This is a genomic window from Undibacterium sp. GrIS 1.8 (genome assembly GCF_040544445.1).
Lineage (GTDB): Bacteria > Pseudomonadota > Gammaproteobacteria > Burkholderiales > Burkholderiaceae_D > Undibacterium.
In genome coordinates this window covers 59,483-75,290 of the sequence record NZ_JBEONQ010000017.1, presented here as the reverse complement: position 1 = coordinate 75,290, position 15,808 = coordinate 59,483, and the positions used below count along the sequence as shown (strand labels likewise).

Below are 15,808 nucleotides of genomic sequence, written 5' to 3'. Positions count from 1 at the left end.
TTCTGCTGCCTGATCTTACGAAAACTGATGCAATGAGGTTTTAGCTCATTGCAGAAAAACATTTTTACATAAGTCGTAAGCAGCTTTAAATACTAAGTTGAAAATTAATCAATTGCAATATTATTTAACGTTTTACTTTAAGTATTAGTCTAGTGTTGTTCTAAGTAAGCCATGAATAAGACTGTTTTCACAACAGTGAGCTTGTAATAACCCTAAAGCATGCGAATAAAGAACAATCAGCTGTCGCTGTCACTCTTGGTCTTTTAAAAACAAGGTCTGTAAATCATTTAAAAAACGTCGCCCCAACTCGGTTGGACGGATGTACTGATGATCCCGGGTAATCAATCCTTTTTGCTCTGCTATCGATAACTCTTTTTCAAGATCATTAAGTAAAAGACCTGTGCGTTCATTGAATAGATTGACGGCAAAACCCTGATTTAGTCTTAAAGCGTTGAGCATAAATTCAAAGCCCATTTCATGGCGCTGTATCTCAACGCTTTCTTGCACAGCTACCCCGCGCAGACTCTCTTCCATATAGGTTTTTGGCTGCTTATAACGGACTTGTCGCACCACTTTATGCGGGAAAGAAAGTTTGGAATGGGCGCCAGCACCGATACCCAGATAGTCGCCGAAGTTCCAGTAATTTAAATTGTGACGTGACTCTTTACCTGGCTTGGCATAGGCAGAGACTTCGTAATTACCATAACCAGCTTGCGTCATTTTGGTCTGGATCAAATCCTGCATTTCTGCGCTCAGATCATCGTCGGGTATCACTGGCGGAAATTTAGCAAAGTAGGTATTCGGCTCCAGCGTCAGATGGTAGAGCGACAAATGTGGCGGTGCGCAGGCAATCGCGGTTTCGACATCTGACTTTGCCTGCTCCAAGGTTTGCCCTGGCAGTGCAAACATCAGATCGAGATTAAAATTATCAAAATATCGTTGTGCGATATCGATGGCGCGCCTGGCCTCATCGCCATCATGAATGCGCCCCAGCGCTTGCAGATGCTGTGAGTTAAAACTCTGAATACCGATCGATAAGCGGTTGATACCGCTCTGACGATAGGATCGAAACTTTTCGGCCTCAAACGTACCCGGATTGGCTTCCATTGTAATTTCAGCCGCGCCGTCAATTGGCAACAGCGTTCTGACATCCGACATCAGGCGATCCAAACCTGCTGCTGACATCAGACTAGGCGTGCCGCCACCAATAAAAATGGTGTAAATCTTGCGCCCCCAAATCAGAGGCAAGGCCGCTTCTAAATCAGCACGCACGGCGTCCAGATACATGGTTTCATCAAAACTACTTTTTACCTCATGCGAATTAAAGTCGCAGTAAGGACATTTTTTGACGCACCAAGGAAAGTGGATATACAGCGATAGTGGTGGCAGGCTAGTAAAATTAAACTGCCCTGCTCCCAAAAAATGACTGACAACATCTTGCGGCACAGACGAAAGATCGACAGTTTTCTTCTTCGGCGTCAGTAATTCAATTGGCTTGATCGGGATCATCTTAACTTCTCTAGCAGCACACGCAAAGCTTGTCCGCGATGCGACCATAGGCTTTTTTGTTCAGGACTGAGTTCTGCCACGGTTTTACCTAAAGCCGGTATCCAAAAATGCGGATCATAACCGAAACCATTATTACCTTTTGGCTCAGCCACGATCTCGCCATGCCAAAGTCCATCTGCAATAACCGGCTGCGGATCATGTTCTGAACGTACGTACACCAACACACAATAGTAGTATGCCGATTTGTCCGTTGAGGCGGCCAGTTGACTGATCAAGTGTGCATTATTACGCTGATCAGATTTAGGTTCTCCTGCAAACCGGGCAGAAAATACACCTGGCGCGCCTTGCATCGCATTCACACAAATCCCTGAGTCGTCTGCCAAAGCGGGCAAACCCGTCAATTTGGCAGCGTGCCTAGCTTTGGTGAGGGCGTTTTCAATAAAGGTGAAATACGGTTCTTCAGCCTCGGGCACATCAAATTCAGATTGTGCGTGTAGCGTGATGCCTAGTGGCGACAATATGTGGAAAAACTCTTTGAGTTTGCCTTGATTATTCGAGGCTAAGACAATTTTTTTGGCATTCATTTTACGATTTTTTTACTAAGATAAAACATCTTCAGAGGAGGGTCTGTTAACATTTAAATCGGAGGTACGAGCAAATCTAAAAAATATACTCATCACGAGTATATTTTAATCGTCCAGATAACTACTGGACAATAAGGCATATTTTATAAAAATAAGGGGGAGTATATTAAATCTCCCTTCTATATTTACATCAATAAAATCGAGACTCCGCTGACTACAACAAGCCTAAGACCTGTTTCTGCAATGCGATTAAATCCGTAATACCTTCATGCGCTAAATCGAGCAAACAATCCATGGTAGCGCGATCAAATGCCACACCTTCAGCCGTGCCTTGCACTTCAACAAACTGACCTTGGTCTGTCATGACGACATTCATATCAGTATCGCAAGAAGAGTCCTCGGGGTAGTCCAGGTCTAACACGGGCATCCCTTGATACACACCGACAGAAATCGCTGCCACAAAATGTTTGACCGGCACGGCGGCAATCGCACCGCGCTCCACCAGTTTTGAAAAAGCATCATACGCCGCAACCATTGCGCCGGTGATCGCAGCAGTACGTGTACCGCCATCCGCTTGAATTACATCGCAATCGATATGCAAGGTGCGCTCCCCAAAGGCCTCCAGATCAAACGCTGCGCGTAAGGACCGACCAATCAAACGCTGTATCTCTTGGGTGCGGCCGGATTGCTTGCCTTTGGCGGCTTCACGATCCATGCGGGTATGTGTTGAACGCGGCAGCATGCCATATTCAGCAGTCATCCAGCCCTGCCCTTTACCTTTTAAAAAACCGGGCACTTTATCTTCAATACTGGCGGTGCAAATCACACGCGTATCTCCAAACTCAATCAATACCGAACCTTCGGCATGTTTGGTGAAGTGACGATTAATGACAACAGGACGCAGGGCATTGGCCGAGCGTCCGCTAGGACGATTTGATTGAGGCATAGTAGTAAATAAAAATGAGTGAAATTTAAGAAAATTTATAACGAGGACTTAGGCCAAGTTAGCGACAAATTCCATCAGGGCTTGGTTGTCACGCGAGACGATTTATGAATTGCGTTGCGAATTTCTGCAATCGCCTTTTCTATTTCTACCTCGTTAAACGCGTCGGCCTCGGCATTGTCTGCATCGCCGGGTGGGGGCGCCTGTATCGTCGTTGTAATTGATCCTATGGGTAAAGTATTGGTAGAGATAATCGAGGAATCTTCAAGCTTATCATCGCCCTCCCACATCATTGCTAACGCAGTGACATTATCGCTTTGTTTGCCAGCGATATCGACGGCAGACCGAATCAATTCCGGTACAGCGCGCACGATAGTATGGTCATTCAGGCGTTGCGCCAGCATATGATCTGGCAGTACCGACCATAAACCATCTGAACACAAAAACAGCAGGTCACCAGCTTGCAAAGTTGCTCTGCGCGATAGCTCCACAATCGGCGCATTTGGCGCACCTAAGCAATTAAATAGTTTATTACGATCAGGATGAGTATGGCGTTCTGACGGATCAACCTTGCCTTGTGCGATCAATGTCTCCAGCCGTGAATGATCCTTGGTACGCAATAAAATTTGCCCTTGGCGCATCCAGTACAAGCGCGAATCGCCGCAATGCGCCCAGTAGGCGTAGCCATTTTGGATCAGACAGGCAACGATGGTTGTGCGTGGTGTTTCAGGCAGATTGTGCATCTCCCGATACCGATGTATTTCTTGGTGTGCAGCGAAAAAACTGTCCTCCAAAAACCGCTCTGGCCGTCCTATCATCGGATGGGCATTTTGCTGGAACAAATTGCCTATTGTTTGCATGGCAATCGTTGCCGCCATCTCGCCCATGATATGACCGCCCATGCCGTCTGCCAGCAGCAACAGGATGACATCGCGGGTAAAACTATATCCCATGCGATCCTGATTGACTTTGCGACCGCCGATATGACTTTCTTGATAAACAGAGAAACGCATGAGATGTGTAGTGGTAATTACTATTGTTTAGGGTGAGTAACCATGAAGAGTATTGACTACCCTCCGATCAAACTAGTTTATATATTGCATAGCAAAGAGGATGAATTACATCGATAAAAAACTGCACTTAATTTAAGGTATGGTCTTGTATCGTTGTATCGTCGTTCTCATTTTTTCTATTTTTAACTGTATTGAGTAAGGTCGTTACTTTGAGCTTAATTTTTTCTACTATGCTTAATTCTTTTTGCGGTTGCTTTTGAAGTTGCAAAGCTTTTTGCAGAGCGAACACGCTTTGCGGACGCTCCAGCGGATCCATTTTCAGACACCAACGCACTACCTCGATCAATTCTGGCGAATACAAACCATCCAGCTTACGGTAATGGTTCTCCATCTTGTCGCCATTTTTACGCTGATCTGAAGGTTGTGGCGGTGCGCCAACCATACAGGCAAAAATAGATGCGCCGATGCTATAAATATCCGTCCACGGACCCAGATTACCATTTTTAGAGTACAACTCCGGTGCGGCAAAACCTGGCGTATACATCGGGTATAGCTTAGGCAAGTCTGTTTTTAAAGTTTGGCGCGCCGCACCAAAATCCAACAAAATTGGTGTCCCATCCAAACGTAAATAAATATTGGCTGGCTTCAAATCCAGATGCAACAATTTATTGGTGTGCACCTCTCGCAAGCCGTTCATCACCAGATTAAACATGCGACGAATAAAACGCTCCGACACCAAGGGCTTTTCGCCTTTGTCGCGCCGGCGCAAAATATGTTCTTGCAATGATCGGCCTGATTCATAGGCCATCACCATATACACCGTCTCGTTCGCACGGAAAAAATTGATCACGCTGACCACATTAGGATGTGCGATACGCGCCAGTGCCCGGCCTTCTTCAAAAAAGCATTTGAGACCAATGCGATAAATCGGCAGATTTTCTGATGAAATGGAAGGCACTAACTCACCTTGCTGTCGCAAAGCTAAAGAGCTAGGTAAATATTCCTTGATAGCGACGGCATTACCGTCTTCATCAGACGCCAGATAAACAATACTGAACCCGCCAGAGGCAATTTTCTTTACAATGCGGTATCCAGCAATCTCCAGCCCGTCCGGCAAGGGTGCGTTATTTTGTGCGGCCATATCGTCCTATATCCATTTATATGAGGGATTGTGTTGATGTTTGGTGATTTTGTAAAGGATATCGAGAAAGCAAATCCGCTGATTGCTGCATTAGTTGCTTCTTAGTTCGCCAATTAATTAGCTTAATTAGTGAGCTTAAATAGAGCTCGAGTCAACATCGGACAGATCGCCTGTTGCTAGCCTTCCTTCTATTTCGCCGGTGGCGCAGTAGCTTTGATTATCAGTATCAAAAAACTGCAAACTCTAAATCATTAACACTTATACAAAATTGTGTCCTTAACATGCAGTAGCAAAAATAGCCCGAATCTCGAACAAGGCAAGCAAACGGCGCCATCCAGGTTTGGCGTAAGCTTTATAATAAAATTAGATGTCCGTCCAGAAACATACAGCATACCAAGGAAATAACGTGAGTATTTATAGCATGACAGGCTACGCCGCCAGCACCCAAGAAACCGATGCAGGCACGATTACTATCGAAATCAAGAGCGTCAACTCGCGTTTTTTAGATTTACAATTTCGGATTAACGATGATTTCCGCTCGGTAGAACCAATCTTCCGCGAAGCGATTTCCCGCAAATTAAGCAGAGGAAAAGTGGAATGCCGCTTCAGTTTTGGCAAAAAAACCAGTAGCGGTAATGCCAAAGCCTTGAATGCAGACGTTTTATCGCAAATAGCTCAGTTCCAGGCGAGCATCCTTCAACAATTTCCCAATGCGGCACCGCTGACCAGCAATGAGTTACTGCGCTGGCCCGGCGTGATTGAAGAAGCAGAAATTAATGCGGAGGCTTTGCAATCCGTGATTACTAGCGGAATCAGCTCCACGCTGGATGCCTTTATTACTAGCCGTGAGCGTGAAGGCGCAGCGCTGGCATTGGTGCTTACCGACAGGATTGAGGCGATGGAGGCAATTGTGCTGCGAATCACCCCGTTGGTGCCGCAAGTTGTTCAGCAATTCCAACAAAAAGCCACAAGTCGCATGGAAGAAGCGCTAGGTTTGGGCCAGCACGTGGGTAACGCCAGCAACCAAAGCATCACCCGGGAAGAAGCGCTGGATCGCGTTCGCCAAGAGGTAACGCTATATGGCATCCGTATTGATGTCGCAGAAGAACTGGCTCGCTTATCTGCTCACCTGACAGAAACCAGACATATTTTGAAAAAAGGCGGACAAGTCGGCAAACGTCTGGACTTTATGATGCAAGAGTTAAACCGAGAGGCAAATACGCTGGGATCAAAAGCGGCCCTCAAAGAACTGGCCGATGCCTCAATGGAATTAAAATTACTGATAGAGCAAATGCGTGAGCAAGTTCAGAACCTTGAGTGAATTTTAATGAATTTTACTATTTACATATACTGCTACCCGTATATTTTTATGTCCATATGATTACTGGGGATTAAGGTCGATTTTACGATATACCCCCATAATTTTAATTTTTTATTAAGTAAATCCAGTGAGCCATTATGCAAACATCCACCACAACATCAGGTAGCCTGTTTATGGTTGCAGCACCATCCGGTGCTGGTAAATCAACCTTGGTAAATGCCTTGCTGGCACAAGAGCCAGCAATTAAGCTCTCGATTTCTTACACAACTCGCCCACCACGCCCGGGTGAACAAGACGGACGGGAATACCATTTCACCTCGGCAGAAGACTTTCTAAAGCGCAAAGCACAGGGAGAATTTCTAGAGTCCGCCGAAGTACATGGAAATTACTATGGCACCTCCCGGATTATGATCGAGCGTCAAATGCAAGCTGGCACCGATATTTTGCTAGAAATTGACTGGCAAGGAACACAACAAGTTAAACGGCAATTCCCTGACGCGGTAAGGATTTTTATCCTCCCGCCATCGATTCCTGCACTGGAAGAGCGGCTAAAAAAACGGGGACAGGACGAACCACATATCATTACCAGACGAATTCTAGCTGCCGGCGGCGAAATGGCGCACGCGCCTGAGTTCGAATATGTTATTATTAATCAAGAGTTTGCAACGGCATTAGCAGAATTAAATGCCGTTGTTAAAGCGACTCGCTGTCGCTTTGCACAGCAAGCAACCCGCAATGCAGCGCTGTTTGCCCAATTGGGCATTCATGCCAATTCATAATAGAAGGAAAAAAGATGGCACGTATTACAATTGAAGACTCACTGAAAAATATCCCTAACCGTTTTCAACTGACGCTCTGTGCGACTTATCGCGCGCGCCAACTGTTGCAAGGTCATACTCCAAAAGTAGACTCCAAAGACAAACCAACCGTAATCGCTTTGCGTGAAATCGCTGAAGGCAAAATCGGTATCGAAATGTTGAAAAAAGTACCTGGTTAATTCTGTACAGAACGACACCATGAAGCGGCCTGGAGCCGGGAACCTGACAGAATGAATCTTACTGAAACTAATTCTTCGCTCCCCGCCTCCGCTGCTGAGAAAGTAATCTCACGACGGGCTGTATCCACAAGTTCATCTGCAACACCCTCTGCAAGTTCTTCCAAAAAAAATATCGCTCCTGCCTCATCCTCCATAGCAGAAACACCTGCACCACGCGCACCTGTTACTGGCGTCGCATCCATCACTGACTTAACCAATCGTCTTGCAGAATATCTATCGCCTGCTGATCTTAAATTGGTCAAAGAAGCGTATCGCTTTTCCGATGAGATGCATCTTGGGCAAATCAGAAAATCTGGTGAACCCTATATCTCACATCCCATTGCGGTAGCGGAGATTTGCGCCGAATGGAAGTTGGATGTACAGGCGATCATGGCTGCGCTGCTACATGATGTGATGGAAGATCAGGATGTAAAAAAAGAAGAACTGATAGAGCGCTTTGGCGCCCCGGTGGCCTCCTTGGTCGATGGCTTATCCAAACTGGAAAAAATTGAATTCCAGAGTCAGATAGAAGCGCAGGCAGAAAACTTCCGCAAAATGTTGTTGGCGATGGCGCGCGACGTACGCGTGATCTTGGTTAAGCTTGCCGATCGCTTGCACAATATGCGCACGCTAGGTGCGATGCGGCCAGAAAAGCAGCGCAGAATTTCAGGCGAAACGATGGAAGTATATGTGCCAATCGCACATCGTTTGGGTTTGAATAATATTTATCGTGAACTACAAGATTTAGCGTTTGCGCATCTCTACCCGATGCGCTACCGCACTTTATCAAAAGCAGTAAAAGCAGCGCGCGGTAACCGACGCGAAGTCGTCAACAAGATTATGGAAGCAGTCAAAACAGCGCTTAAAGACGGTGGCTTAAATGCGCAGGTATATGGCCGCGAAAAAACGCTGTATGGTATTTATCGCAAAATGCACGACAAGCACCTGAGTTTTTCTCAAGTGCTGGATGTATATGGTTTTCGTATTGTTGTGGATAATTTCCCGAATAGCTATTTTGCGCTGGGGACCTTGCACGCGCTGTACAAGCCCATGCCAGGCAAGTTTAAAGACTACATCGCCATTCCCAAAACGAATGGCTATCAGTCGCTTCATACGACCTTGATCGGCCCATACGGTACGCCGGTGGAATTCCAAATCCGTACTCAAGATATGCACCACGTTGCAGAATCTGGAGTGGCTGCACATTGGCTGTATAAAAATGAAGAAGGCAGTCTGACGGATCTGCAACAGCGTACACATGCATGGTTGCAATCGTTGCTGGATATTCAAAAACAAACCGGTGATTCGGCAGAATTTTTAGAACATGTGAAGATCGACTTGTTTCCTGATTCGGTCTACGTCTTCACACCAAAATCAAAAATTATTGCGCTGCCGCGAGGTGCGACAGCACTAGATTTTGCGTATAACATCCATACAGATATTGGTGATCAGGCAATCGCTACACGCATAAATCATGAACCAGTGCCGTTACGATCTGAGTTAAAAAACGGCGATATCGTTGAAATTATTACTTCGCCAAACTCTCGTCCAACACCGAACTGGCTAACCTATGTGCGGACAGGTAAAGCACGATCCGCAATACGTCATTATCTACGTACCATCAACCTCAATGAGTCCACTGAACTAGGTAAACAATTGCTGTCGCAAGCACTACTGGATGTTCACCTCAATCCAGTGTTGCCTTCCAGCTTAATTGAAAAATTACTCAATGAATCCACGGCCAAAACTCTGGATGAAATATATACCGATATTGGCATAGGCAAACGTATGGCAGCGCTGGTAGCGCGTCATATATTAGATTTGGTAGAAGACGATTCGTCATCGATTCCATTTCAAGAACTGGCTGGAGAAAAATCCGGCAAACGCGATCCTGTCATCATTTATGGCAGTGAAGGTATTTCAGTACAACTGGCGCCATGTTGTATGCCGATTCCGGGTGACGGCATTATCGGACAGCTCAAGCGCGATCAAGGATTGATTGTTCACACAGACGACTGTGAAAATGCCAAACGCATGCAAGTCAAAGAACCAGATCGTTGGATTGATGTCAGTTGGGGAGATGAATTAAACCGTCGCTTTGACAGCCGCATTGTAGTCATGGTGAATAACGAACGCGGTGCGCTGGCAAAAATTGCAGCTGAAATTGGTGAATGCGATGCCAACATCAGCCATGTCAGCATAGAAGATGGTCAAGCCAACGATATGACCAATATCCATTTCACGATACAAATAGAAGATCGCATCCACCTGGCTCGCATGATGCGCAATATTAAGCATCTGGCTGGCGTTACCAAAATATGGCGAGAGCGCGGTTAAGTACATAGCCAATTGCGCGACTAACGTAGCGACCATATTGCGCAAGCTCTCGACACTTCCTACCGCTCGTTCTGAGCTTGATACCAACTACCAAGCAACGATCTTATAAAAATTTAGCAGAACTTACAGAAATTCTCTGGATTCAATTACTCCGGATACTGCACGTCGGTAATCGTTAACTCGTCCACACCAGCAGGTGTCCGCAATGTAACGGTATCACCTGTTTTGAACTTGGTTAATGCCCGTGCAACTGGCGATACCCAACTAATTCTCCCCGCCAGCGGATCAAACTCATCAACGCCAACGATAGTAATTGTAAGCTCATCGCCATGTTGATTTTCGTAGGTGACGGTGGCACCAAAAAATACTTGATCCAAGCCATGATGCACTCTGGGATCAACGACCTCTGCCAAATCTAAACGCTTGGTTAAAAACCGTATGCGTCTATCAATTTCACGTAACCGACGCTTACCATAAATATAGTCTCCGTTTTCAGACCGGTCGCCGTTCGATGCAGCCCAATGGACAATATTCACTACCTCAGGTCGTTCTACATCCATGAGGTGCAAAAACTCTGCCTTCATTTTTTGATGTCCGTCTGGTGTCATATAATTTTTTACGCCAGCAGGTATTTCAGGCATGCCAAACTCCTGATCATCGTCTTGCTCAGTTTCTTTTACAAATGCTTTATTCATCTTTCTATTGTAACGGACTTAGGTAAAATTCTTCTGCTCTAACTACCACAGCAACACTAAGCCTTATAGAATAGAGATGAACACACCCTCTTCGTTTAGAACTAGCCCTACAAGGTCCATGCATGACAGATACCACCGCAATTAAACTTATCATCGTCGACGATCATGCAGTCATACGAGAAGGTCTAAAGCAAATTATTGGTAGCACCGAAGATATCGTCGTCGTTGGCGAGGCAGAAAACGGATTTGATGCCATTAAACTGTCACGACAGCTTGAGTACGACATTATGTTGTTAGATATTTCTCTGCCAGATAAAAATGGCATTGAAGTCCTGAAACAAATCAAAAAAGAATCTCCTCAAGTATCCATTTTGATGTTTTCTATCCACCGCGAAGATCAATATGCGGTGCGCGCCCACAAGTCCGGCGCTTCCGGCTATTTAAATAAGCAAGCCAGCGCAGATGAAATTCTGCGGGCGATACGACAGCTAGCGTCGGGACTCAAATATATTAGCCCAGAGCTAGCGCAAGAAATGGCGAATAATTTAAATCAAGAGTACGAAGGTGAGCTGCACAAGACTTTATCCGACCGTGAATTCCAGACCATGACCATGATCGCCTCCGGTAAAAACGTCAGCGATATCGCACGGGAACTATCACTATCGGTAAAAACTATTAGCGAGTATCGCGCAAGAATATTACTTAAAATGAAACTACGCCATAACGCTGAATTGACTCACTACGCGATTAAAAATCAGTTGGTTGAGTAAGCTGATGAAATCGATCAATTTACCAATTGAACCGAGTAAGCTAGCCACATGAATTGCTTACATAAAATTCAATTGTAAAAGAATAGATTTACATCAGAATTAGAATAAAATCTTTACGCAAGGACATTCCCTCTTACCTAAAGCATCAAGCGTGGAAGCATCATGTCAAATAATCAAAATAATCCGCAATTCAAGAGCCCGACAGACATCGCCCGAGAAACATTTAAACGTTTAGCGATTCAAAGAATTGCCCCAACACCGGATGCTTATAAAAAACTGTACCAAGAAATTTCGGGTGTTACAGATCCTGTAGAAATTGAGAAACCCGCTACAGTCCAGCCCACCGAAGAGAAAACACCAGAACCATCTGCGGCAGAAACCTTGCTACTGAGCTTCGCACAAAGCCTGCAACAATCTCAGGGCGATCTGGTTAATTTTGGACACCGCTTTAGCCGTGCAATTAAAACCGGAGATTGGGAGGATTACAGCAAAGGCTTGTCCCAATTAGCAGAAAAAACACTGGCAAAACCAGCTAATTCCATTAGCCTGGTTGATCCAATTGTGCCACCGGCGACTAACAAAATCTCTCTAGTTGATGACTTACCCTTAGAAGATGGACGTCAACGAATTTTGCAAGATTTGCTATACCGCACGCTCGCACTGGCATTAGCTTCTGTACTCAAATCAACGCCACAATTAGCTGCAGAGTCAGAGTCAATTGGTGTTGCAGTACGTGACGCGGATAACGAACCGGCACTCAATATAATAGCTTCTCGCCTGAAACAACTATGCTTCCAAATTGAATTAAAAAGTGGTGATACCGGAGAACAGCAAGAACTCTTACTTCGGCTCTTTGGATTGTTACTAGATAACGTGCATGAGCTACTAGATGAAGATAATTGGTTGCGTGGACAGATCGAAGTCGTAAGGAACTTGATCGCGGGTCCAATAGACCATCGTGCACTGGAAGAAGCGACGCGCAGCTTAAAAGATGTGATTTATAAGCAAGGCGTACTCAAACATAGTATTGACGAGTCAAAAACATCCGTCAAAAATATGATGGCGACTTTCATCGATCGCTTAAGTGTAATGGCTGTGAGTACTGAGACCTATCATAGCAAGATGGATGGCTACTCCCACCAGTTGAGTAGCACTAGCAACCCCAATGAAGTCAATCAATTGATCGGTGCCATTCTCAACGAAACGCGTACTGTCCAGTCAGAAACAATGCGGTCGCATGAAATGATGTTGGGCGCCCAAAAAGAAGTCAAAGAAGCGGAAACCCGCATCAAAGAATTAGAGGACAAGCTCGCCCACATGAGCGAGCTTGTGCGGGAGGATCAATTAACCGGTAGCTTAAATCGCCGTGGACTAGACGATGTATTTGAACGGGAAGCAGATCGTGCGGATCGTCGCGGCACCCCGCTTTGCGCCGCCATGCTTGATCTGGACAACTTCAAAAAATTAAATGACACCTACGGTCACTCGGCTGGCGATGACGCTCTGGTACATCTGGTACGTATCGTAAAACAAACGTTACGATCGATTGATGTAATTGCGCGTTACGGCGGAGAAGAATTTTTAATCGTTATGCCAGAAACAAGTCTTGATGAGGCTGCCTTGGCGATGACCAGAGTACAACGAGAATTGACCACACATTTTTTCACTGCCAATGAACAACGATTATTCATCACATTTAGTGCCGGAGTTGCATTACGTGCGCCTAAAGAACCGCAAGATTCCGTCGTAAAGCGAGCGGACAAAGCAATGTATGAAGCTAAGAAAACAGGAAAGAATCGGGTGGTAAAAGCTACTTAAATGAATTTGGAGGTCTTTTGATGTTATCGATCCCTGTTTTTAATTCCGTTTTTTCAAATTCATTTAATGGTGTGTACGAGCAATATCCGTACACAATTTTTTCGTCTACGGCCAAAGATTCGTACATTTGATTTGAAATGGCACGCGGATAATCGAAAGCCTGTTTAATATACCAGCGAGCAAATGTTCCTATCAATGCCCACCGGTCTGTTTTAGCAGTATTTTCTAAAGTGGCATGCCAAATTCTGCTATCCCATATAGCAATGTCGCCCATTTCTGCCTCCAATGCGATTGCATCCGGGTTGTCGCCTTGAGGGGCGTATTCTCCCGTCAAATGCGATCTTGGAACTAGCAAGGTACAACCATTTTCCATGGTGGAGTTATTCAAAAATATCGCCGATTGCACGACCGAAGTGTGATCTCCTTGATAGGGAATAAATGAATCAATATGGTATGGCATTGCACCTAAGGAGCTGCGCAATAACATCGCACGCATAATGTAATTAGGCAAATCAGCAGGAATGCTCGAATAGTAGCGATCATTAAGCAATCCTTTCATAATCTCGCCCTGAACACCACGAATGAATAGAGGCAGAATATCCGGGCGCTTGAGTGCGATATTAAAAATATTATTACCGTAGCCATTCAATCGCTGTTGATTTTTGAGTAAAGCATCCCTTTCAACATCTGAATATTCAAAAGATGTGGCGAAGTCTAATAAATTTTGTGCAATGGATGGATCTATCGCTCTTTTTATTAATACATATCCATCTTTTCGGACTTGCTCAATATAGTCGCTTGCAATCATTGAAGACATTTTTAGATCCATTCTTATAATTTAAAAACATTCTGAATTTGATCAATTGTCGGGAAACCAGCTTGCATCGGATCTCTGTGGACGCTACGCATATAAGCCGAAGGATATCCACGCTCAATAAACGTAGGCTCACCTGCATTATCAATACGCGAAGATAAAGCCAGACGATAGCTATTATCGTCGCCTATAAGTGAACTTCGGTGTAGTGTGAATAAGGACATGAAGACGACATCACCGGGCTTCGCTTTCACTTGTATAAAGTCGCTCTCCGCATATTGGTCATCACGAATGACCCAAGAACTGCTTGCATCTTGAGTGAAGGGCAAAATGCCATTTTTATGGCTACCTGGAATGATCTCTAAAGGGAAATTATGCTCATCGACCTCGACTAAAGGTATCCAAACAACGACGCCATCAAGGCTTCCTTGGACAGAAGGAAAATCTTGATGCGGTGCTAGTCCAAAATATCCGCCGGGTATTTTCAGCTGATGTGACATGATCAGCACGACCTGCCCACCAGGAATAAAAAAATCATTCCATCCAAATTCTTTTCTGAGAAATTGAATTACTTTGGGATGATGCGTCAGTTGATTCACATCCAACTTCCGCCATAAAGCACCAACGACTTTTTTGTATTGATGAATATCGTGATCAAATAATTTTTGCATCAACGAATACAATAACTGATTAGAAAAACCCTTAGTTACTTCACCAGTTTGATCTTGAAATGTCTTAATCAAAGAATTTCTGACCGCCAGTACGTCATCAACCGGAATGAGATCGGAAGCAATCAAGTAACCATCGTTAAGGTATTGTGATAACTGTGTACTAGAAGGTGAAGAGTCCATAGATATCCGATCTGTTTTCAATTATTCAGCCAGTAACTCGGCATATCCTATCCCTGATTGACCAAAGCCGTTCCCGTTGTAAAACATGAATTTTCGGCCATCAATATCAACAACTTCTGGATAGGCCAGCATGAAAGCGTCCCAACCTTGACCACTGACATCAATCCCAGCGCGATCATCCTGTCGTTTCCAAGAAATACCGTCACTTGATTCTGCATACCCGATTCGATAACTGCTATGACTATCGCTGCGGTAGTTCAATATACTTCGGTAGCTGAACCACATACGATAAAGAGATCCATCTTTAATCACCGTAGCTCTGGCAATTCCACCTTCATTTTGATCCATATAATCAATTGCTATCGTACCGCTTCTTTTCCAATTGATGCCGTCCAATGACTCTGCGTACTTCAAATGATAGCGAGGCTCAGGCTTTCCATTCACCACAAACCATCCTGTGCATGACAAATACCAATTACGCCAAATGCCATTTTCTACAATGACACATGTGGTGGCACAAAAATATGGATCATCATGTGTTCTGTCCATAATCGGGCCAGTGAAAATTTTTTGGTATGTGAGCCCCTTGTCCTCACTTACAGCCAAACCAACCGAATTATGATATGGCACTGTATTGCGGACGTTCCAACCAATATAGTACAAATACTTTCTCCCCTCAAAATTTACCAGGGAAGATGGCATTACTCCGCAATCGTCAAAAGTACCAAGATCGCCTAACTCCAGAACGGGACTCTGCTGCACATCAACGATACGTTTTAGATTGTCACGATCCAGTGTCAGTCGTCCGATCAAACTTCTGTTTAACTGATCACGGCTACTAAAAAAAATATCAATACCCCGGTCACACATGGCATCAACAGTTGGCATTTGTGTATAGCCTTTTGCCCACGAAACTTGATCATCAAGACAATAGATCAAACCATGTTTTTCCCATTTGAATGGTTTCATCATCACT

At 44.8% G+C, this 15,808-nt stretch carries 15 protein-coding genes; 6 read left to right on the top strand and 9 right to left on the bottom strand.

Translation table 11 applies throughout. The features are described from left to right. Positions 1–249: 249 nt before the first annotated feature. The 5 genes from hemW to AAKU64_RS10165 all read right to left on the bottom strand — a co-directional run bounded on the left by hemW (position 250) and on the right by AAKU64_RS10165 (position 5,190). Complete coding sequence (gene hemW, locus AAKU64_RS10185; RefSeq protein ID WP_354335004.1) at positions 250–1,509, bottom strand: radical SAM family heme chaperone HemW; 1,260 nt, start codon at positions 1,507–1,509, stop codon at positions 250–252. Further along, a complete protein-coding gene (rdgB, locus tag AAKU64_RS10180; RefSeq protein ID WP_354335002.1) occupies positions 1,506–2,093 on the bottom strand; it encodes an RdgB/HAM1 family non-canonical purine NTP pyrophosphatase in 588 nt (195 codons plus the stop codon). Before rdgB ends, hemW begins: the two co-directional genes overlap by 4 nt. A gap of 214 nt (positions 2,094–2,307) precedes the next feature. Beyond that, on the bottom strand, positions 2,308–3,039 hold the full coding sequence (gene rph / locus AAKU64_RS10175) for a ribonuclease PH (RefSeq protein WP_322118239.1): 732 nt from the start codon (positions 3,037–3,039) through the stop codon (positions 2,308–2,310). Between the two features lie 74 nt (positions 3,040–3,113). Beyond that, positions 3,114–4,049, bottom strand: coding sequence for a PP2C family protein-serine/threonine phosphatase (locus tag AAKU64_RS10170; RefSeq protein ID WP_354362084.1), 936 nt, complete (start codon positions 4,047–4,049; stop codon positions 3,114–3,116). A gap of 127 nt (positions 4,050–4,176) precedes the next feature. After that, a complete protein-coding gene (locus AAKU64_RS10165) occupies positions 4,177–5,190 on the bottom strand; it encodes a serine/threonine protein kinase (protein WP_354334997.1) in 1,014 nt (337 codons plus the stop codon). Positions 5,191–5,611: 421 nt separating this feature from the next. Between AAKU64_RS10165 and AAKU64_RS10160 the strand changes: the two genes are divergently transcribed. The 4 genes from AAKU64_RS10160 to AAKU64_RS10145 all read left to right on the top strand — a co-directional run bounded on the left by AAKU64_RS10160 (position 5,612) and on the right by AAKU64_RS10145 (position 9,884). Next, a complete protein-coding gene (locus tag AAKU64_RS10160) occupies positions 5,612–6,511 on the top strand; it encodes a YicC/YloC family endoribonuclease (protein ID WP_354335016.1) in 900 nt (299 codons plus the stop codon). 137 nt (positions 6,512–6,648) lie between these two features. Next, positions 6,649–7,290, top strand: a complete 642-nt coding sequence (gmk, locus tag AAKU64_RS10155) for a guanylate kinase (RefSeq protein WP_322118236.1) — start codon at positions 6,649–6,651, stop codon at positions 7,288–7,290. A 14-nt stretch (positions 7,291–7,304) separates the two neighbouring features. Continuing rightward, a complete protein-coding gene (gene rpoZ, locus AAKU64_RS10150; protein WP_322118235.1) occupies positions 7,305–7,508 on the top strand; it encodes a DNA-directed RNA polymerase subunit omega in 204 nt (67 codons plus the stop codon). A gap of 51 nt (positions 7,509–7,559) precedes the next feature. Next, entirely contained in the window at positions 7,560–9,884 is a 2,325-nt protein-coding gene (locus tag AAKU64_RS10145; RefSeq protein WP_354334995.1) for a RelA/SpoT family protein, read from the top strand. A gap of 146 nt (positions 9,885–10,030) precedes the next feature. On the opposite strand, the gene greB is transcribed toward AAKU64_RS10145, so the two are convergent. Continuing rightward, positions 10,031–10,579 carry a transcription elongation factor GreB gene (greB, locus tag AAKU64_RS10140; RefSeq protein WP_354334993.1) on the bottom strand — a complete coding sequence of 183 codons (549 nt, stop codon included), beginning with the start codon at positions 10,577–10,579 and terminating at the stop codon, positions 10,031–10,033. Between the two features lie 122 nt (positions 10,580–10,701). On the opposite strand from greB, the gene AAKU64_RS10135 reads away from it, so the two are divergent. Together AAKU64_RS10135 and AAKU64_RS10130 are read left to right on the top strand one after the other, a co-directional pair. Continuing rightward, positions 10,702–11,349, top strand: coding sequence for a response regulator (locus AAKU64_RS10135; protein ID WP_354334991.1), 648 nt, complete (start codon positions 10,702–10,704; stop codon positions 11,347–11,349). 162 nt (positions 11,350–11,511) lie between these two features. Then, complete coding sequence (locus tag AAKU64_RS10130) at positions 11,512–13,167, top strand: GGDEF domain-containing protein (protein ID WP_354334989.1); 1,656 nt, start codon at positions 11,512–11,514, stop codon at positions 13,165–13,167. Here the strand turns inward: AAKU64_RS10130 and AAKU64_RS10125 are convergent. Genes AAKU64_RS10125 through AAKU64_RS10115 form a run of 3 tightly spaced genes read right to left on the bottom strand, consistent with a single transcriptional unit; the run spans position 13,160 to position 15,801 of the window. Beyond that, the gene (locus AAKU64_RS10125) at positions 13,160–13,984 is read right to left on the bottom strand and encodes a phytanoyl-CoA dioxygenase family protein (protein ID WP_354334987.1); all 825 of its coding nucleotides are present in this window, start codon (positions 13,982–13,984) and stop codon (positions 13,160–13,162) included. The two genes, AAKU64_RS10130 and AAKU64_RS10125, sit on opposite strands and share 8 nt — an antisense overlap. Positions 13,985–13,998: 14 nt before the next feature. Further along, a complete protein-coding gene (locus AAKU64_RS10120; protein WP_354362083.1) occupies positions 13,999–14,832 on the bottom strand; it encodes a phytanoyl-CoA dioxygenase family protein in 834 nt (277 codons plus the stop codon). A 21-nt stretch (positions 14,833–14,853) separates the two neighbouring features. Then, complete coding sequence (locus AAKU64_RS10115; protein WP_354362082.1) at positions 14,854–15,801, bottom strand: glycoside hydrolase family protein; 948 nt, start codon at positions 15,799–15,801, stop codon at positions 14,854–14,856. Positions 15,802–15,808 lie beyond the last annotated feature (7 nt).